Source organism: Vibrio rotiferianus (assembly GCF_002214395.1).
Lineage (GTDB): Bacteria > Pseudomonadota > Gammaproteobacteria > Enterobacterales > Vibrionaceae > Vibrio > Vibrio rotiferianus.
In genome coordinates this window covers 850,664-870,771 of the sequence record NZ_CP018311.1, presented here as the reverse complement: position 1 = coordinate 870,771, position 20,108 = coordinate 850,664, and the positions used below count along the sequence as shown (strand labels likewise).

General features: G+C 43.6%; 15 protein-coding genes. 10 read left to right on the top strand and 5 right to left on the bottom strand.

Features of this window, described 5'->3' with window-relative positions:
* Window positions 1–131 precede the first annotated feature (131 nt).
* From BSZ04_RS04040 to BSZ04_RS04030, 3 genes are read left to right on the top strand one after another with little or no spacing between them, the layout of a single operon-like run.
* The gene (locus BSZ04_RS04040) at window positions 132–986 is read left to right on the top strand and encodes an ABC transporter ATP-binding protein (protein WP_088879625.1); all 855 of its coding nucleotides are present in this window, start codon (window positions 132–134) and stop codon (window positions 984–986) included.
* Window positions 983–1,915 carry an ATP-binding cassette domain-containing protein gene (locus BSZ04_RS04035; RefSeq protein ID WP_088879624.1) on the top strand — a complete coding sequence of 311 codons (933 nt, stop codon included), beginning with the start codon at window positions 983–985 and terminating at the stop codon, window positions 1,913–1,915. Before BSZ04_RS04040 ends, BSZ04_RS04035 begins: the two co-directional genes overlap by 4 nt.
* Window positions 1,915–2,382 (top strand): transcriptional regulator, encoded by a 468-nt coding sequence (locus BSZ04_RS04030; RefSeq protein WP_088879623.1) that lies wholly within the window; start codon window positions 1,915–1,917, stop codon window positions 2,380–2,382. The genes BSZ04_RS04035 and BSZ04_RS04030 overlap by 1 nt, the downstream gene beginning before the upstream one ends.
* Before the next feature lie 547 nt (window positions 2,383–2,929).
* Here the strand turns inward: BSZ04_RS04030 and BSZ04_RS04025 are convergent.
* The gene (locus BSZ04_RS04025) at window positions 2,930–4,900 is read right to left on the bottom strand and encodes a replication initiator protein RctB domain-containing protein (RefSeq protein WP_088879622.1); all 1,971 of its coding nucleotides are present in this window, start codon (window positions 4,898–4,900) and stop codon (window positions 2,930–2,932) included.
* Between the two features lie 1,240 nt (window positions 4,901–6,140).
* Between BSZ04_RS04025 and BSZ04_RS04020 the strand changes: the two genes are divergently transcribed.
* The 4 genes from BSZ04_RS04020 to BSZ04_RS04005 all read left to right on the top strand — a co-directional run bounded on the left by BSZ04_RS04020 (window position 6,141) and on the right by BSZ04_RS04005 (window position 13,070).
* The gene (locus BSZ04_RS04020; RefSeq protein ID WP_010453700.1) at window positions 6,141–7,358 is read left to right on the top strand and encodes an AAA family ATPase; all 1,218 of its coding nucleotides are present in this window, start codon (window positions 6,141–6,143) and stop codon (window positions 7,356–7,358) included.
* A gap of 7 nt (window positions 7,359–7,365) precedes the next feature.
* Window positions 7,366–8,340, top strand: a complete 975-nt coding sequence (locus BSZ04_RS04015) for a ParB/RepB/Spo0J family partition protein (RefSeq protein ID WP_088879621.1) — start codon at window positions 7,366–7,368, stop codon at window positions 8,338–8,340.
* A 125-nt stretch (window positions 8,341–8,465) separates the two neighbouring features.
* Window positions 8,466–10,490, top strand: a complete 2,025-nt coding sequence (locus BSZ04_RS04010; protein ID WP_088879620.1) for a GNAT family N-acetyltransferase — start codon at window positions 8,466–8,468, stop codon at window positions 10,488–10,490.
* A gap of 903 nt (window positions 10,491–11,393) precedes the next feature.
* On the top strand, window positions 11,394–13,070 hold the full coding sequence (locus tag BSZ04_RS04005; RefSeq protein ID WP_088879619.1) for a DUF342 domain-containing protein: 1,677 nt from the start codon (window positions 11,394–11,396) through the stop codon (window positions 13,068–13,070).
* 321 nt (window positions 13,071–13,391) lie between these two features.
* Here BSZ04_RS04005 and BSZ04_RS04000 read toward each other — a convergent pair whose 3' ends face one another.
* Entirely contained in the window at window positions 13,392–14,051 is a 660-nt protein-coding gene (locus BSZ04_RS04000; RefSeq protein WP_088879618.1) for a CatB-related O-acetyltransferase, read from the bottom strand.
* A 92-nt stretch (window positions 14,052–14,143) separates the two neighbouring features.
* On the opposite strand from BSZ04_RS04000, the gene BSZ04_RS03995 reads away from it, so the two are divergent.
* From BSZ04_RS03995 to BSZ04_RS03985, 3 genes are all read left to right on the top strand, one after another.
* Window positions 14,144–15,043: a LysR family transcriptional regulator gene (locus BSZ04_RS03995; protein WP_088879617.1), complete on the top strand. Its 900-nt coding sequence runs from the start codon at window positions 14,144–14,146 to the stop codon at window positions 15,041–15,043.
* Between the two features lie 48 nt (window positions 15,044–15,091).
* Entirely contained in the window at window positions 15,092–15,427 is a 336-nt protein-coding gene (locus tag BSZ04_RS03990) for an outer membrane beta-barrel protein (RefSeq protein WP_231896291.1), read from the top strand.
* Window positions 15,428–15,951: 524 nt separating this feature from the next.
* A complete protein-coding gene (locus BSZ04_RS03985) occupies window positions 15,952–16,224 on the top strand; it encodes a hypothetical protein (RefSeq protein WP_128826962.1) in 273 nt (90 codons plus the stop codon).
* A 60-nt stretch (window positions 16,225–16,284) separates the two neighbouring features.
* Here the strand turns inward: BSZ04_RS03985 and BSZ04_RS03980 are convergent, their stop codons facing one another.
* The 3 genes from BSZ04_RS03980 to BSZ04_RS03970 form a co-directional block, all read right to left on the bottom strand.
* Window positions 16,285–16,851 (bottom strand): flavodoxin family protein, encoded by a 567-nt coding sequence (locus BSZ04_RS03980; RefSeq protein ID WP_088879616.1) that lies wholly within the window; start codon window positions 16,849–16,851, stop codon window positions 16,285–16,287.
* Between the two features lie 151 nt (window positions 16,852–17,002).
* On the bottom strand, window positions 17,003–17,590 hold the full coding sequence (locus tag BSZ04_RS03975) for a mechanosensitive ion channel family protein (RefSeq protein ID WP_010453717.1): 588 nt from the start codon (window positions 17,588–17,590) through the stop codon (window positions 17,003–17,005).
* A gap of 393 nt (window positions 17,591–17,983) precedes the next feature.
* Complete coding sequence (locus BSZ04_RS03970; RefSeq protein WP_010453721.1) at window positions 17,984–20,098, bottom strand: type I secretion system permease/ATPase; 2,115 nt, start codon at window positions 20,096–20,098, stop codon at window positions 17,984–17,986.
* Window positions 20,099–20,108 lie beyond the last annotated feature (10 nt).

Sequence of the window (20,108 nt, the reverse complement as noted above, 5' to 3'; positions counted from 1 at the left end):
CATAACGGAAAGAAATCTTTTTATTACACTCAACTTTCGAGTCACTTCACTGATTAGACGGTTTTATCTTTCGTAAACCTCATACACCTGATAATGATAATAATTATCTTTTGTATTAGTAAGGTGTAATGATGAGTGAACTTAACCTGAGCCAGGCATTCCACTCTGATCCCGTCATTCAGATCAGAGATTTATGCGTGGATTACATCACCGATAATGGCGACTTCAATGCTGTTAAATCGGTGAGCTTTGATATTGGCAAAGGTGAGATATTTGGTCTCGCTGGCGAATCTGGCTGTGGAAAAAGTACCATTGCTTTCTCTATCAACCGTCTACACAAGCCGCCCGCGTTTATCTCTGGTGGACAAATTCTATTTGAAGGCAAAGATATCCTTCGCCTACCTGATAGTGAGCTAAATACGCTACGCTGGAGCGAGATTGCCATGGTATTCCAAAGTGCCATGAACTCGCTAAATCCAGTACTCACGGTTCAGGAGCAATTTGCCGACGTATTACGTCACCATCAAGGGTTAACCAACGAGCAAGCGAAGGACCGTGCCGAGAAGCTTCTCGATCTCGTCAATATCCCCCGAAACCGCTTGGGCGAGTATCCACACCAGTTCTCTGGTGGTATGCGTCAGCGATTGGTGATTGCGATTGCCCTTTCTCTCAATCCCAAACTGATCATTATGGATGAACCTACTACCGCTCTCGATGTAGTAGTACAACGCGAGATTTTGCAGCAAATTTATCAGCTACGTGATGAATTTGGTTTCTCGGTACTCTTCATCACTCACGACTTAGCGCTAATGAGCCAATTGTGCGACCGCATTGCGATTATGCGGCATGGCAAGATTGTCGAAGTAAACGGCTCCTACGAAATCCGTAACCACCCTCAACACGAATACACCCAAAAACTTTGGGCTTCATTCCCGAATATCCACGATGTGCATAAACAGCCGCAAACTGAAGGAGCGCCAGCATGAGTGAACCGATCATCCAAATGAAAAATGTGATCAAAGAATTCAAAGTCGGTGGTGGCTTTGCCAAAGAAGAAACCTTCCGCGCGCTTCAAGGCGTGAGCTTTGATCTTTATGCAGGTAAAACGCTCGCGCTAGTGGGCGAATCTGGCTGCGGGAAGAGTACGTGTGCGCGATTAATTACCAAGGTGTATCCAGCCAGTGATGGCGAGATCCTTTTTAACGGAAAAAACATCAACGACATTACTGCTCGCGCTGAAATCCAGGACTACCGCAGTAAGGTTCAAATGGTATTCCAAGACCCGTTTGGCTCTTTGAATCCAACCCATACCATTCGTCATCACTTAACTCGCCCACTGAAGATTCATAAGCAAGTGAAGAGTGACAAAGAAATCCCAGCTAAGCTGCTAGATCTGCTGGATTTAGTCGAGCTGCCAGAGGAAACTCTGAACAAGTTCCCCCATGAACTTAGTGGCGGTCAACGTCAACGCGTCAATCTAGCACGCGCGCTTGCAGTTGGTTCGCAGCTCATTCTTGCTGATGAACCGACATCGATGCTGGATGTTTCGATTCGTTTGGGTGTATTGAATCTAATGCAACGTATGAAGCAAGAGCTGGGTATCGGTTTCTTATACATCACTCATGACCTCGCAACAGCACATTACATCGCTGAAGAAACCGCCGTAATGTACAAGGGACAGATCGTAGAGTGGGGGGATACGCAAGCGATCCTAAAGAACCCTCAACACCCATACACTAAGTTATTGATCTCGGCAGTGCCGGATCCTGATCTTCCATTTGGCAACCTAGTAGAAAGTGAACCAAACTATTCCATAGATGCCGATGAGATCCGAAGTCGCAGCAGTATTGTGGTAGAAGACTACGATCAAATTGGGCCAAACCACTTTGTAAAACAATGGACTGAGGCAGCTTAATGGACTTAATGACCTGGCAAGATCAGATTTCAGGTTGGTATGAAAACCGGAAGTATGATCAAGTAGAAACCTTAGAAGCGATCTTATATCAAGCACCTGTCTCGGTGTTTGGCCCAGAGCTAACTGATGAACAGAGTAAAGCCATCGCCTGTTGGTTAGATGGTGGGCTTAGAGTGTTTCAACATGCCAGGCATCAGGACCCATATAAAGCATTTCAAACATTGCAGTACATTAGCGCTAATTTAGAGCATACGGCTTGTGATGCAATGACTGATGTTTTAATTAAAGATTGGTGCTTAAAACGGCTACAGCATGTCACCGTACTGTCGCTAGAGTTTTGCAATCAGCAAACTGAACAAACGTTATGGGGAACTAATGCGACTTCACTTATTAAGGCGCACGTAAAATTGATGGCTTATTTGGGTTGGAATGAAAAGCATAATATGGCTAAAGAAAATCGAAGATAGAGTAAAGAGAGGGCTTGGAGAACCCTCTCTCTAAGCGCAGTAGCTGTTGGAGGCAGCTTCTACTTTTCATGAAATGGTAGACATTGGAATCTACGAGACAAAGATTACGCTCATTAGTGTCACTTTTGTCAATAAGAAGTCAGCTAACTGCCAATTTATAAATAAGTTTGAATTTTATTTCCAATGAATAGCCACATATTGCATAAAAAACCAAATATTAAGGTTTTAAAACCATAGAAAAGTAAATGCCGCATTGCCTATTACAAGAAATCTATATTAAAAATGACAAATTTTAGGCAAAAAAAAGCGAGTCCCCAAAAGGAAACTCGCGAAGTCTATTCAGAATGAATGTAACAATATGAGCCAATCTATTAATCATCAGAAAGGACAAAAGGTTGTCTATTCGAGATAGATATTAGTCATTGAATTGCACTGCAATGTCAGCCCCTTGTAAGAGTTAAGTCTGGATTCTATCAGCGAAAATCATTGTTACATTTAGAATCAATCAGTCATACTTATTGCTCAAATAACACTTTAATGCCGGCAATTAGATTGCCATTTCATCAAGCGCTCTAATTACCATCTCATCCACATGACCTTCAAACACCTGCCTACATACTTTTCGACGAACCGCCAAACCGGCAATCAAGCGTTCAATAGTGAGATGCTTGATATCATTTTGACCATTATATAGTTCAACGGTCTTACTCAATGTCTCGTATGGAAGTGGTTCCTCTCCAACTCTCAGCCAATCAAGCTTATCAATGAACTCAGAACACTCTTCTTTAATTGAGGCATAGGAGTGCCCTGTCATTGCCGATAGAGCCGTTATGCTGCGTTCTAGCGCCTCTGGGGAGGTGTATTTGGATAGAGTAATGGTGATCTCATCTGCGTTGATCTCTACTAGATGCTTTTTCTGCTTTACTCGGCGGCCCAAATTGCCCCGTGGAGAAGGCGCCTTACGTTGAATAGGCTCAAATTCGCCGTCTATGATACCTGAGAGCTCGTCTAACTGCTGTCGGGTAACCATCTCATTGCGAAGTGGGTTTGGCAGCGTAGGCGCCATATTACGCTTTCCTGCATTGGTGGTTCGGGCGCGAGAGTAGCGTAACACCTCTTCCACATCGCATTTGATATCGATTTGGTAATCCGTGACTTTTCCACTTTGGATCATCGTTTCGATCGTTAAGTGGTATCCCCAAAGATTTACGACGAAAAGATCTTCCGTTCCCTTACCATCTGACAAGAGTTTCAACTCTCGGATCAGATCCATAGAAAATCTTCGCCATTCAATGTTACGAGCAAGTTTTTGATTTAACTCACTTAGCAACATGCAATCGGTGTGTCTTCGTACCATTCGACTACGGAAGAACGAATACAACTGGAATACCAAGGTATGCTGCTTCAGAATTTCTGGTGGGAACAAGAAGAAATAATCACGTGTCAGCAGTTCTTCGTAGAACGATGGTTCCCACACTAGGATGTATAAGTTTGGCTTAATTCGAATTTCGCCGTCGGCACCTTCAACAGGCGCTTCTTCCGATGCGGTAATGGTTCGGGCAATGAAGCGAAAACGATCACTCTTAAAGCCTTCTGGCATGTTCTCACTTAGCCAGCGACCAGTCAGTTCATGCAGTTGAAAATCTGTAAATTCAATACGATCAATACTGTCGCGGATTGAATCCCGAGCGGGGCCGCTGTCTTTCTTGCCACGTAAAGATAGGATATCAGTAATGTACAAAGGCGTTTTATTTGGCACATGAGCTGCTTCCATGTGGTACTGATCTTTATGGTGATCATGGTATTGTACAGTAAGCGTAAACAACGCAAACAGCGTCATCAGATCGTCCACCGTCATGATGTTTTTCGACGATCGCGTTTCAATCACTGCTTTAGTCCCAGAGATCGACACCATCGATTTCTGATAGCTTTTACGAGTACGAGGCGGTGCTAGTGCTTGGTCGATGATCCCGGCCCAGTTAGTTGGCGAGACAACAAATTGATCCGCTTCATCTTTCATCATGGGTGGTGTGTTAAGGCCATGCTCATTAAGTAAGCGTTTGTTTACTTGCGTTTGTGCCAATGCCTTAGAGCGTTTTTGCTTCTCATTTTGACGAACTTTCTCCGTTACCAAGCTGGTGGCTCCCAAGGCAGAAATCAGTTGGTTAGGATTGACAAACTTATGAAGCATGGTTTTTCCAGCAAGGCCTTCTTCAAAGCGAACAGGGGTTTGCGTAAATAAACCAATACCTACAGCTGCACGTAAACGTTGCTGTAATGCTGCACGTGTCAGCTGACCATCTGTGGCCTCTACAATTTCTGTCGTAGAAACTAAGCCATCTTTGCTACTGAATCCACGTAATGAAATTAGATTAAGCAGTTCTAAGATACTTTTAGTCACCCCTTTGAAATGTTGGTATTGTTCTACCCAATCTGCAGAAGATTCGTGTACCTCAAAAAGATGTCCATCCTTATGGCTTCTTGGTGCTTTAATCAGAATTTTTTCATCAGCTGTCATTTTAGATCCAGATCACACTAGCCGTAGTTTTGCTATGGTTCCGAAGAATAAAGAAAAACAGATCATAAATAAAGAAAAAATCTTTGTTTTTAAATAACTGATCTTTTTGATTAAACTGATCTTATTTGATTATATGATCTATTGATCTGGTGATTTTTATCTCTGTAACTTGCTGTTTTATTTAGCTATTGTTTGTTGCCTCTTCGGAACTATGATCATGTTTTTATCGAAACAATGATCAACGAAATGCAGAAAGCATGATCAGAGAATGTCGCAAGCATGATCATTAAATCACTGAAAAGATGATCAAAACACTCATGAAACGATGATCATCATCTTTCTACAACTTATCCACAGAAGATCGAGTCAATCCAAGAGAACTCTATAGCAACTATCGCTTGTGTGGACTCATTTTGTCTCCGGATCGATGATCAAGAGAGAGGTATTTCATCGTTCAGTTCTCAATATTGAGCGTAAAATGTTCAATTGGTGAAAACTTGGCTTTTTCATTTGAATGTTGTTACCTGCAAAGGTTTCTTAAGGATTCGTCGAAAGCATGATCATGATTGTCTTTGCTACATTTTGTATGATGCTTGATTTCATCGTTCCGCGTTTTACGTCTTTATTTTGTTGCAATCCCCCAGTCTATCTGCATTCTGCCGTAAATTGACCGTGAAAAGTCATGCTTCCGAGGTCAAAACGCGCTTGATCATTTTTCCGGTAATTTGATCGCAATGAAAAATTGATATGTCGCGCGCAAGGACACATAAGTTCCTTGATCATGCTTTCGTATTTTCTGTTCTTACTGGAAGTATGATCATGAAGAACCCTTGATCATACTTCCGTTTAATATTGCCCTTTTACATACTTAAACGTACTGGACGCATGATCAAGGCGGTTCTTTTTGTGTTTTTAAATAAAAAAGCTGAATCATCATCAAATACTAGATTCATCTCGCACTATCCGTAATTTAGTACCTTTTTATAATCGTTCCGGTAAAACGTTATATTTACATTGTAAATAAGTGACGTCGTAACACTTTAAAACCACACAAGTATCAATCGCTTTATTCGCTAATATTCGATTAATTTTTGTTATATTTTTATGACGAAATCATAAAACAGTCGTTTGTTAGTGTTTTATGTGTGATGATTGTTCAAAATGTCTGTGCACCTTTTTGTTGTTTTTGGATTGTAGTGCTGTACAATAAAATGCAGATATCCTTCCAACGGAATTTGGCATGAAAAGAGAAACAACAATTGAAAATCTCCAAGAGTTAGCAGAACTTACGCAACAAGTTCAAGCTGACCGTATTGAGATTGTTTTGGAAGAGCGTAGTGACAACTACTTCCCACCAATGTCTAAGGCAATGATGGAAACCCGTTCAGGTTTGACTCGCCGTAAGCTGGATGATGCTATCGGTAAGATGGAAGCGGAAGGTCATCAATTCACAAAGAATAATGCCAACCATTATTCAATTACGCTTGAAGAAGCACACATGCTAATGGATGCGGCAGAAGTGCCAAAATTCCACGAACGCAAAAAGAATTCTGAGAATAAACCCTGGATCATCAACGTACAAAACCAAAAGGGTGGTACGGGTAAATCGATGACAGCGGTTCACTTAGCGGCGTGTCTGGCACTAAACCTAGATAAACGCTATCGTATTTGTTTGATTGACCTTGACCCTCAAGGCTCTCTGCGTCTGTTCTTGAACCCACAAATCAGTGTGGCTGAGCACGACAACATCTACTCAGCGGTTGATATCATGCTTGGCAACGTTCCTGACGGCGTTGAAATCGATCGTGAATTCCTACATAAGAACGTGCTGTTGCCGACGCAATACCCGAACTTGAAGTCAATTTCAGCGTTCCCAGAAGATGCAATGTTCAACGCTGAAGCGTGGCAGACTCTGTCTGAAGACCCATCACTAGACATCGTTCGTCTTTTGAAAGAGCAGTTGATTGATAAAATCGCGAATGATTTCGACGTGATTATGATTGATACAGGTCCACACGTTGACCCGCTGGTTTGGAATGCAATGTTTGCTTCAAACGCGCTATTGATTCCTTGTGCAGCTAAGCGTCTTGATTGGGCTTCAACAGTAAACTTCTTCCAACACCTACCTACGGTTTATGAGATGTTCCCTGAAGATTGGAATGGTCTCGAGTTTGTCCGTCTGATGCCAACCATGTTTGAAGACGACAATAAGAAGCAAGTTTCTGTTCTAACTGAAATGAACTATCTTTTGGGTGACCAAGTTATGATGGCAACCATTCCTCGTAGTCGAGCATTCGAAACCTGTGCTGACACCTACAGCACTGTGTTTGACTTGACCGTAGGCGACTTCGAAGGTGGTAAGAAAACACTCGCAACGGCACAAGATGCGGTTCATAAGAGTGCATTAGAACTAGAGCGCGTACTGCACTCTAACTGGCCGTCATTAAATCAGGGGTAATGAATAAATGGCATTGAAAACGTCTGAATTAAACGCGAAATTATTTGGTAAAACCAATAAGCGTCGTGTTGCGACACCTCAAGAAGCGCAAACGGCGGCAAAAGATAAAGCACAAACGATCGAACTTGCCGTTGCGGGTGAGAACACAGTTCAGTTTGAATTGGTTCGTATCCCAGCAGATAAAGTTGCATCAGATACCACGGTATTTGCAGATAATGCACGTGAGCAGTCCTTCTTAAACGAACATGCGCTGTCGGATGTTTTGGTCACATTGAAAGAGCGTGGCCAGCAGTATCCCGCGGTTGGTCGTCGTACTCAAGAAGGAAAGATTGAAGTTCTTGATGGTAGCCGTCGACGTATGTCTTGTATCTTGGCTGAACAAGACTTCTTGGTTTACGTTGCTGATGGTATCAATACCGATCATGCTAAGTTCCTTTCTGATGTAGCGAACGCGCACAAACCTCTGTCTCTCTACGAAAAAGGTAAAGAGATGCAGGCGAAGCTCGAAAGCGGTGAAGCAGAAGACCAGAAAGCGCTAGCTAAAATGTTCCAGTGTAGTGAAGCCTTAGTGAGCGGTGCATTAAAAGCGGCTGCTCTGCCTCTAGAACTATTGCAAGCTTACCCAAATGTAGGTGACTTAGGTCGACCAACTATCGTGAAACTGCATAAGCAATTTTCGTCATTGACGGGTGAACAGCAGCGAAATCTATTGGATAAGTGCCGCACGTCCGAAGGCTACTTGTGGCAGCGAAGCACGGCTCAAGGCGTGGCTCGCTTAACTAAAGACGTGACAGAAAGCATTGAAAGTTGGATTGTAGAATTAGCACCTGCGAAGCCGACTAAGAAAGCTGAAAAAGTCGACCTTGTTAAAGGTCGTGCAAGCTACAGCCGCAAAGGTAACAACCTTGCTCTTAACTTGAAGAAAGTTGACGACAGCTTGATGGACGAGATTCTAGCTTTCGTTGAGAGCAAAATGAAGTAAATCTCTTCTTCTTTGAAACCGCCTTCGGGCGGTTTTTTTATGTCTGTAATTGGGCAAAGTCTCCATGCATCGAGATGTGATAACATGGCGTCAGTTTAATGCTCGTTAATGCTCGGATATACCTAATGCTCGCTCAATCTGAATTCCTTTCTCAACTTCAAACTCAATCTCATGATACGTTTCATCGTCGTGGCGTGGTTATCTATGGTGAACCCGAATGGCAAGATGCGCTAATTGCTGACTTTTACAAACATCAATCGAATCAGACCTGGTTCTGTGTCGGTGATTGCTCTCTTGAAGGGGCTTTTTGTGTCTCTGGCAAACAAGGCAATATGCTGCTTGGTCGTGAGTGCGATGTTTTATTGTTTGATGCGAGAAGCGGAGTTGATGCCAACAGTTTTACCGCTGCTCTTGGTGCTTTGGTTGGCGGTGGATTGCTGCTTGTTATCGCCAATAAACCAGAGCATCCAAGCGAAGCTGATTTGTGGATGCAAATGCATTGGCAAAAACTAACTGTGATAGACCAGAGCCGTCCGTTGCCGAAGTTATCGAGTGTGCAATCTGGTGCGAAGGAAAACCAGTTCGAGCAACAAATAGAAGCGGTAGCTTTGGTTGAGAAAGTTGTAACTGGACATCGCAAGCGTCCATTGGTGCTGACTGCTGACCGTGGTCGAGGTAAAACCAGCGCTTTAGGTATTGCTTGCGCGGAATTACTTGAACGAAAGCCAATGCGTATTTTGGTTACTGCGCCAAACATTAAAGCAGTTGAACCTGTTTATCAGCATGCTTTGCGATTGCTTTCAACCGCACAACGAGTTAAGAAAGACCGATTGGAAGCAGGGCAAGGGTACATCCAATTTATTGCCCCCGACGAGTTATTTTGTTCTTTACCAGATTGTGATTTACTGCTGATCGATGAAGCCGCAGCGATCCCTGTGCCAATGCTCAAGCAAATCACGGAACATTATCATCGTTTGGTCTTTTCGAGCACGATACATGGCTATGAAGGGTGTGGTCGAGGGTTTACGCTTAAGTTTGTTGAATGGTTGAAAGAACAAAGACCGGGAATGAAGAGTCTCCATCTTCAACAACCTATCCGTTGGAGCGCCAATGACAAACTAGAGACATGGTTATATGAGGCGTTTCTTTTGAATGCTGAGCTTGAACCGATTAATGTGGCTGAGATTGGCGAGATTGCATTGGTCAATCTCCGTAAATCAGAATTGATTTCTAATCCTTCCGTGTTGAATACATGCTTCGCGCTATTGGTTAATGCGCACTATCAAACTTCTCCTAGCGATTTACTGCATCTATTGCAAGATGAATGTAGCCAAATTTACGTTGCTCTACATGACAGTGATGTGGTCGGTGTGATGATGACAGTGGAAGAGGGCAATCTTGATGAGAACCTAGTTAAAGAGATTCAACTTGGTAGACGCCGTCCCAAAGGGCATTTGGCTCCAGTTAGCATTATTAATCAACTCGGGTATCCAGAAGTTGGGGCGCTTTCTACCCTTCGTGTGATGAGAATTGCTGTTCATCCCGAGTTTCAAGGACAAGGTATTGGCCAGCAGATGCTGGCAAAACTGGAAGAGGATGCTCCATCTCATATCTCTTATCTTTCCACCAGCTTTGGAGCGACGTCTGAGCTGATTCGGTTCTGGCAACGTTCTGGTTTTGACGCCATTCGCCTCGGGACTATGCGTGATGCAGCAAGTGGTTGCTATTCACTTTTGATGATTCGTCAATGCCGTCCCCAACCTTATCAAGGCTGGATTGAGGAGGCCAAAGCTCTATTCGAAGAACTCATTTCGTTGAGCGCTTCTTCAATTTATCCTCGATTAGAACCTTCTTTAATCCGTAGTTTGTTTTTTCTGCCAATGGAAGTATCTCCATTAAATCAAACAAAGCTATCTCTGATCGAGCATTATGCTTGCGGAGGAAATAGTTTTGAATCTGTCTCTGTATGGCTTCAACAATGGCTTTGGCAAAATGGCCTCGGTGAAGCGTCTGATTTGATGATCAGTAAGCTGCTGTTAAATCAAGACTGGAGTCAGTGTGCAAGACAATACGGGCTATTGGGACGTAAACAAATAGAGTCGACACTTCGTTCTGAGCTACAAGTTATGCTGGCAAAATTTACAGTGTAAAGTAAAGGGGGCTATTAAATTTACAGTGTAAACGATATTTGAGTACTCTACTGCTGACGACTGGCAACGTTGATTTTACACTGTAAATCCAAACAAACTACTTAGGGCTCCTACTATCGCGATGGCCCCAAAATTCGCCGTTTATGCAGATCCAAATTTACAGTGTAAACGACCGAAAGGACTAATCGAATGGTCAAAACGGTACGCAAGTCTATGCTGTTAGAGTTCGCTCGTAAGTCGCTTTGCAAGTAATGTTCAAAGGGAAGGGGAGTGGGCTGTAGACTCGTTCGATGCGGAATTAGAGTCTTAGGTGCCTATGGCTATCATCTTTTAAATACATAGGCGAAGTGCATTACGCTCAGCTCTGAACTATCAAACCAGTTAAAAACAAATTATCTTCAGATCCTAACTTAAAATAGATTAAAACTTGCCACAATAGATCATCGCATGTTTCTTCCGGCCATGAGGTCCAAGCACCAGATTGGAATGTCACCGCTACGATAAACCTTGATGAACTGAACTGCTATGCAGACTGATTTTCTCCATTCTTTGGTTAGACTCGGCAATGAAAATCAGCATTTGAGCTATAACCGAAAGAACCTCCTATCAACTTATTACAGCCAGTTTAAGTAAACTTAAAATGAAAAGTTTTTGCAACGGCGATTACCGTTGAGCTCAATGAGAGATAATGTAAAAGAGCAACGATGCAAAGATGTTGGAAAAATCGTAAAGAGATTTACAGTGTAAAACGCAGTTCATAATAGTTTGCTGGCCTTAATACACGCTTACAAATCAGTGTTCACTCCTTTAGTGATGTGAGCCCGATTCTTGATGTTGAGAGTTTTGTTCCAAAAACGATTTTAGATAGACTGAAGCAGTAAATGTTTAGCTGGTGTGGCTGATATGTGGAAGCTCTGTCTTAAATGGTCTGAAGACCAAAAGAAGATTATTGCTCACATTCCCGGGGATGTAGATCTGGGTGGTGAGCTAAATCAAAAGGAATTGCCTGAGCAACTTGCTGAGATGGATGCAAGCAAGTTGTTTGTCGATGAAGCCGAAGTTGTGCGCTTTATTAATTGTGCTAGGGAGAGAAAAGCTGAAGCTTATGATGGCATCATCATTGCTGAATTACGTAATGCTGAAGTCTCGGTCGAACTTAGCAACAATGACATGCTAGCGAGTATGTGTGTTGTAGGCGCACATGGAGGTCGCGGCTTGCGTGGTCCCGAGATAGTGCAAGCGTTGGCAAATGCTAAGGTATCTAAAGGCATCAATAAATTGGCGCTAAAGAAAGTCATGGTAGTCAGCACGCAACTCAAGCCAGGGGAAACTTTTGTCCAACCTGTTGCGGTTGGTAAGCAGCCCATAAAAGGCAAAGACGCCATATTTACGCCGTTAGTTAAAGATATATCCAAGCGTGTACTCAAGCCCAAGCAAGCTAATTCAGACAGCGATAAGATTGATTTAAAAAATCTGGGTGAAACCATTACGGTTGATGCGGGTGATGAGGTTATGCGTCGGACTCCAGCAACGAAAGGGACGCCAGGATTTACTGTTCAAGGGAAAATAATCCCCCCACAGGCAGGTAAGGATAGCCCAATCAAGCCAGGTAAAGGCACTGAAATAGCAAAACATGATCCTAACTTGTTGCTGGCAACGGTCTCCGGCATGCCAATGATCAAAGAAAAAACCATCGAGGTAGACAATGCATTGTGTCTTAATGGCGTTGGTGTTAATACTGGGCACGTGAAGTTTAAAGGAAATGTGTTTATTTCTGGTGATATTGAGTCTGGTATGATCGTAAAAGCGACAGGCTCTGTCACCGTCGGTGGGTTTATCGAGTCGGCAGATGTGCAAGCACAAGGTGACATTGAAGTAGGTAAAGGCATTATTGGTCATACCGTGCCCGATGGTGAACCCAAGAGTTGCCATGTCAAAAGCAAGGGGTCGATCAAGGCTAACTACGCTCAGTTTAGTGAACTTCAATCTGGCCAAGATATTGAGCTTGCCGTACACAGCATGAATAATGATATTAAATGCGGCCATAATCTCACCGTCTTGGATGCTTCTGGGCGCAATGGAACCTTAAGTGGTGGGGTTGCAAAAGTAGGCGATAAGGTAAAATGTTTGCAGCTTGGTGTAGAGGGGGATACGGCTACAAAAGTGGAAGCCTTTGCTCGCTACACGGCATACAAAGAAAAAATCAGCGCGTTAAAAGAGGAATACAAACTCGCTCAAGAAGGTACGATGGAAGTCATTCGTAAGGAACTTGAATTTAAGAAGCGCCCAAAAGCGGAACGAACGGATGAGGAGCAAGCTCAAATTGATGGTCTAAAAGAGCGCAATAATAAGCATCTTGAAGACGTCAAATCTAAACTCAATACGTTAGAAACTGATTTCGAAGTTCTGCTAGAAGAAAATGTTGTAGAAGCCACTGAGCGAGTTTTTACGCGCGTAACGGTTCAGTTTGGTGATGAGCAAGTGATCACGAAGCGCACACATGGAGGCTGCGTTTTTAGCTTCAATCAGTACGAGATCAAAGTTGCAGCCAATCTAGAAGAGGAAGACGTCGCAGTATAAGTTGTCGTCGCTCGTTCAGCTTTAGGATTAGAGTAAATAACACTTAGCCCAGTTGAGAACTGGGCTATTTTATATCGTATACCCAGGTGCGATTTAAACGTCTCGCGGGCTTAAATAAAAAATCGGCAGAAAAGCAAGCAAACCAAGGCCCTTATTATTTGCAAAGGGAACCCTTTGGAAGCGTGTCATTGCTCCGATTACGGTTTCAAATAACTTGGTAAGAGCTCGCTACAACACGGTGTTGTTTTACTTGAACTTGAGCCAATGGCGACGCTCTGAATACTGCATCTGGAAGCTACTTGGGTTTAGCTAGCGACTTCTCTAACGTGACTGTATATGCTCAGCGTAGTAGGTAGCGAGCTTTTCTATATCACCGCTGCACATAATTTTCATCGCTTGTTTGATGTTCTCTAAAGGCCAGTCCCACCATTTTATTTCGAGTAGTGATCCAATTGCGCCCTCATCAAACCTTTTTCGGACGACATGGTTGTTTGCAACCACAATCGAATAAGGTGCCACATCTTTTGTGATGACAGCTCGTGCACCAATGACCGCACCATCACCGACAGTTACTCCTGACATTATCATTGCCTCTGTGCCAATCCAGACATCGTTGCCAATAACGGTATCGCCGGCACGCTCAAAGCCGCTTTGTGCCCCATCGCCAAACTCTTCTGGGGAAAAGGGAAACGTGGAAATCCAATCAATACGATGCCCCTGATTACCCGCCATCATAAAAGTCGCGCCAGAGGCAATTGAACAAAATTTGCCAATGATCAGTTTATCGACTTCTCCATATGCGCCGTTTTGCCACTCTTGTTGTGTCACGCTGTCGCCCATCAAATAACGAACAGCCTGATCTTCGAAGGTTTTCCCGTGATAAAACCCCGAATAGTAGCTGTAATCCCCAACTTCGATATTTGGATTCGTTACGTGATCTTTTATGACTTGGCCAGTTAACCAAGTTTCAAAAGCGTTCATCTGTATTCTCCATGCAAAAATTTAAGTTGTGCGAAGTGTAGAGCCTTTCTATTATTTCCAGTAGATTGATTTTAGAGATTCATAATTACCATATGGAAATAAACTGGCTCAGTTACGTGCCGATTTACATTGCATTGTGTGAAGAGAAAAGTATTGCTGGTGCTGCTAAGAAGCTGCGCTGTTCCAATGCACATGTTAGTCGTCAGCTCAGACAGTTGGAGGCAATACTCTCTGTTCAGCTTATCCAACGAACCACGCGACAATTTAACCTTACTTCCGATGGGCAGCGTTTCTATCACCAAGTGAAAGGCTTAATGGAAAACGTGGAACAGATTAATGAACAAGTGAAGGAAAGCGATAAGGTTGCTGGGCATTTACGTATTGCTGCTTCTGCCTCCTTTGGTGCCGAGTTACTCAACCCTTCATTAATCGCATTTCGTCAGCGATTCCCCGACGTAACGTTTGAGGTGATTTTCACTGAAACACCGCTCGATTTGATTGAGTCTGGATTTGATCTTGCGTTCTTTTTTACCGACTCTCCCCCTGAAGGGTATGTCGGACATCATCTGCGCTCTTTACACTGTAAACCATTCGCGAGCAAAGCGTATCTAGCTACAAAACCATCACCAAGCACGCCAGAAGATTTGCATCTTTTAGAACACATTACCTATCGCAATGCTGAATTGAATTTGGATACATGGCACTTTCATCACCAGCAAAATCAACAAAACATCAAGGTCACGTTATCCAGCGTGCTGTGCTTTAATCTTGTCCAATCGATGCTTGATGCGACAGTAGCTGGTTGCGGTGTCGCGATGCTGGATGAGTTTGCACTGGAAAAACTGAGTCCCAAAGAGCGAGCACAACTTGTCAATTTACTCCCCGATTGGCACACAAACGCGATACTTCCGCTCTATCTTCTATACCCTAAACGTGAACATCTACCGAAACGGACACGAGCATTTATTGAGTTTTTCAAAAACAACAGATGATTTGGTAGTTTTTATTCAATAACAACCGGTTGTGGTAACAATGGCCTTGTGAACACTGGTTCTTATGTTCCAACTATCGTTGAAGACAGTGCATCAATCGGTTATCTAGGCGCGCATGCAGAGGCTTCGCAAGCAAACCTTATGGTTGGCTATGAAAGCATGAGCGGTTGGCGTATTTTGGGTGGTTTAGCTGCTACTGATACGGAAGCGACCGTTTACAACGCATACACATCAGTCAGTGACTCAGATTCTTCGACTGGTTTCGCTGTGCAAGGTGGTTACGTGTTCCAAAATGGAATTACGTTGGATGCTCAAATTTCAGTTGTAGATTTTGCAGGTATCGATGCAACAACTTCTAGTCTTCTAGTTGGCTACAAGTTCTAATTCTTATTGGGGACATGAATTTTGTCTCCCCTGTGACTTTTCTGTTATTCGCATGCAACAGCAAACCGACTTCTTAATGGGAATTAAAGGTCTGGTTGGTGCCGCGCATAATTTTCATCGCTTGTTTGATGCTCTCTAAAGGCAGCCGTATTGGTGTTAGATACTTACCAACGCTTATTGAACTGTTTTTTAAAGTAATGAAACCAAACTAAGACCATTAGAAAAGTGTTAAAAATCAGTTGTTCAGTAGATTTTTTCTACCATGAATATTAAATCAGGCTCTCATTTCTCTTATAAAACACAGAATTGGAGGTGCGCAGCTATTTGCGCTTTAGTATCGTCATAAGACCGAATCAATTTGCGTGATTTATGAGAGGTTGGCGAGCATGTACAAAGTGGATGACTTTCGTATAGAGCGGGATCAGTTTTATGTGAAGAATGACGTCTATCCTCTATCACGAGTCCACGATATTGAAATTAAATGTCTGAGCATAAGAGAAAAGCTTTTTAAGACATTGTGTTGGATGTCTATCGCTTCCTCATTACTTTGGTTAGCGTGGGATACGAACTATCCCAATTGGTATTATTGGATAGCGCTAGCATCAGTGTTAATGGGTATTGGCTTCGGAGTTTACTTCGGTGCTAAGTACGAGCTCAGGATTGAGTTTGCTCTAAATGATGGTACTGGTTTGCACTGGGTGCCAGTTGCTAAGTGCCACAACGAACAATGTCTCGAACTGTTCGAGCGACAAGTTGCAGAGGTTCAGGCCGCTATTACCAAATATTTAATTACATGAGTCATGGTTTTTTGCCGAACTTGTAGCGATACTGGCTCGGCAAACGCTGTTCTAGACTCGCTATTCTGGATGAGCTAGTCGTTTAACCAGGTGAGCCACGCGGTGTCCTAGATAGCGCGCGGTTGCAGCATCTACTTCATGAAGTTGCCCATCTTCTGCCTTAGATACCACACCAAGCTGTGTTCCGAGGCGATTAATTCCTTTGTCAGCAAAACCATGAGCTGAGTCTAATCCTACCCAAATCATGCCATGTTGGCTTGCCAATGTAAGAAGATACTGCAATGTCGTTGATTGGTCGCCATTCAATGCTCTTCCAGACGTGAACCCTGCGGCTACTTTGCCCGACCATCCCTGCTCACCCCAGTATTCACTGCTAGCATCAGCAAATGCTTTAAACTGCGCAGCTACGCTGCCCATGTAGGTTGGTGAACCGAATATAATGGCATCACATTGTGCAATAGACTGAAAAAGATCAGAGTTTTGGTATCGACCTGTAATGATGTCGGTTCCCAAGATACGATAGGAAACGACGTTTATACCTTGTGACTCGACACCGGCAGCGACTGCTTGTGCAAGTTGGCCAGTAATATTGGTATTGGTGAAGTAAACAATTGCGACTTTTGGCATACAATCCTTCTCATGTTTTGTCGTTAGGGGCAAGACCCGAGTGTGTTGCTTGAAAAGGATGATAAAACCTCAAGCTAGATTGAGGTCAAGAGGGGCTTTAAAAAATGCGAGGAAACAAAAAGCCGATGTATCACATCGGCTTTGGTAAAGGTTATTTCTGTCTACGGGTATAAATACGAGCAGTAGCTTTTGGCTCTTCAGGTTTAGCTTTTTCTTTTGCCAGCTTTAACACCGCTTTTTGTAGCATCAGGTTGTTTGGGTAAGTGATCAGGTTGCCGTTGTCGTGCTTGATCAACACATGGAACATGCGGATCTCTTGAATCTCACCGCTGATGTCTTCATCTTTGTCTACGACTTTGATGCGATCACCAACGCGGTATGGGAAGACAAAGAAAATAAGAAAACTTGCTGTGATGTTACTGAGAATCGACCACTGTGCGATAAAGGCAACACCTAAGACCGCAAAGATCGATGATAGGAATAGAGAGACATCGCCATACCCAATTCCGGTTACGATAGCGAAGAGTGAGGCAAACAGAAATAAAAATGCGACGTTGAAACAGCGTTGAATAAAGCTCAAGCGTGCTTTGTTTACGCCTTTGGCTTCTGCCAAATTCAGAATCGCGCGGTTGGCAATTTTCTTTAGCAAGCGATAAGCGATCAGAATGATGACGCCCATCAACACTTTATAACCGATAGAGCCGGCAGTGAAATACTGGCCAATTTGCTCTAAGTGCATCCAATGATTCATTTCTTCAACTCGAGAATATTAAGAAGGCGCGTGTTATAGCCGATTTTCGCTCGCAAGTAATTAACTATTTTGAAAGCAGAGAGATAATTCTGTTGGACAAATTTTGACCTGCATCTCAGTTCCAAACGTCGATGGAATTAAGCCTGATCATCGTACTGCTGGCTGCTGCTAAGCTAACTATGTAGCTCACGTGTGTGGTGTAAAGTGGAAGGGATGCGATGGAAGAAGACGAAAGGGCAATCATGGGATTAGTCGCCATTGTTGGTTTTGTTCTCTTGTGGGTGTTTTTAGAAGAGTTCGCTTATTTTGGTTTAACTATGGCAAATAAATAAGCCCCGTCTGATGGGTATCAAACGGGGCTTGCATAAAAAGCCTGTCCTGTTAACTAACGGCTTTTACTTTGCCTTGTTTTAAGTCATTCAGTACTTGTGCTTTTGGACCGTCAGCAATAATGCTGCCTTTCTCCATCACGATAATTCGATCAACCACATCGAGCATCGAAGTTTTGTGAGTTATCAGGATTAAGGTTTCTGCAGGTTTTAATTGCGCCAATTGGTGTTTGATTTGCATTTCGGAGCGGTTATCCATAGCACTCGTTGGCTCATCCATAAGTAGCACTGGTGGGCGACCCAGAAATGCTCGTGCAATAGTGACTGCTTGACGCTGACCACCAGATAGCATCGCCCCACCTTCGCCAACTTGGCGTTCAAGACCCGCTGGATCGGCTTGAGTAAATACGGTCACTCCTGCACGGTTAGCCGCATCCATAACATCTCGGTCATCTGCTAGCGGGCGCCCCAGTGTAATGTTGTCACGAATTGAGCCATAGAACAGATTGCTGTCTTGTGGAACACAACCTATGTTGCGACGTACATCGACGTGGTGGAGTTGCTCCATGTCCGTATCATCAATACGAACATGCCCTTCAGTTGGCTTATAAAGCCCCATGATCAAGCGTTCGAGAGTCGTTTTACCTGAACCAATACGGCCGATGATTGCGACCTTTTCACCTGGGTTGATCGTCAAGCTAAGATCACGGATTGAAGCGACAGGCGCATCTGGGTAATGGAACGTGACACGATCGAGTTCTACCTTACCTTGAATAATTGGTCGGTGAATATAACGTTTACCTTCTTCTTGCTCATCGGGCATTTCCATCACCTGATTGATGATGGTCATCGAAGATTTTGCTTGGTTGTAACGAGTCGAGAGTAATGAAAGTTGCACTAGTGGGCCAATCGCTCGGCTACTTAACATGGTTGCAGCAATCAGACCGCCCATCGTCAAATCTCCATTGGCGATGAGATATACGCCTAAGATGATCATCCCCACGTTACTACTTTGCTGAACAAAACCAGCCGCATTTTGGATGCTGTCTGTGATGCGGCGACTCTTGATATTCCAGTTTGCCATGTGCGCGACCGCTTCTTCCCAGCGGTATTGAAACTGACCTTGGGCGCTTAGCAATTTAACGGTTTCTAACCCAGATAGGCTTTCAATCAAGTTGGCATATTTTTGTGAAGCAAGACGAGAGCCTTCTTCTATTGAGCGACGTAAAGGACCCTGAATCAATAGAGAGTGGATGATGAGAATCACGACACCGACAATTGGTACGTAGACCAAATCACCAGCCATAAGCCAAATTATTACCAAGAATAGAATCGCGAATGGTAGGTCAATCAACGCGCTTACTGTTGCAGAGGTAAAAAACTCTCGAATAGATTCGAACTCTTGTAAGTGACGGGCAAAGGCACCCACAGACGGAGGACGCGATTCCATTCGGATTCCCATGACTTTGCTAAACAGCTTAGAGGAGATAAGGATATCGGACTTTTTACCTGCTACATCGATAAAGTAGTTTCGAAGCGTTTTTAAGAGGAAGTCGAACAGGAAGACAACAAAAATACCACTAGCAAGAACCCATAGGGTTTCAAATGCAAGGTTAGGGACCACTTTGTCATATACCAAACGGGTAAACATTGGGGCCGCAATAGCAAAGATATTGATGAGCAAAGAAGCGATGAGAACATCGCGATAGATGCGTTTAGATTGCCACAGTGTCGACCAAAACCAGTGACCTTCTTTGGTTTTTAGTACCTCTGGAGAGCGCTCGTCATACCTAAACTGCTTTTTTACCAGAAAGTAACGACCAGTGTACTGTTCTAATAGCTCTTCTAGTGGGATTGCGATAGGCACCAAGCCACTTTCTAGTGTTGTGACTTCGGCTTCTTTTTTTTCTAAGTTAATACTGTTTAAGACGCAGGAATCGCCGCCTTTTAAAAGTAAGATGGCCGGTAAGATAAGGCTGGAGATATTCTCCAGCCCTGCACGGTTCTCTTTTGCGACAAGGCCAGCCCTTTCAGCCGCTCTAGGAAGCAAAAATGGGGTTAGCTTGCCATCGGATAACGGTAAGCCGTTGATCAAGGCCTCTGGCGAGTTTGCTAACCCATAGTATCGGCTAACGTAGATGAGCGAGTTTAATAAAGGGTCTTTCATCCTTAACCTT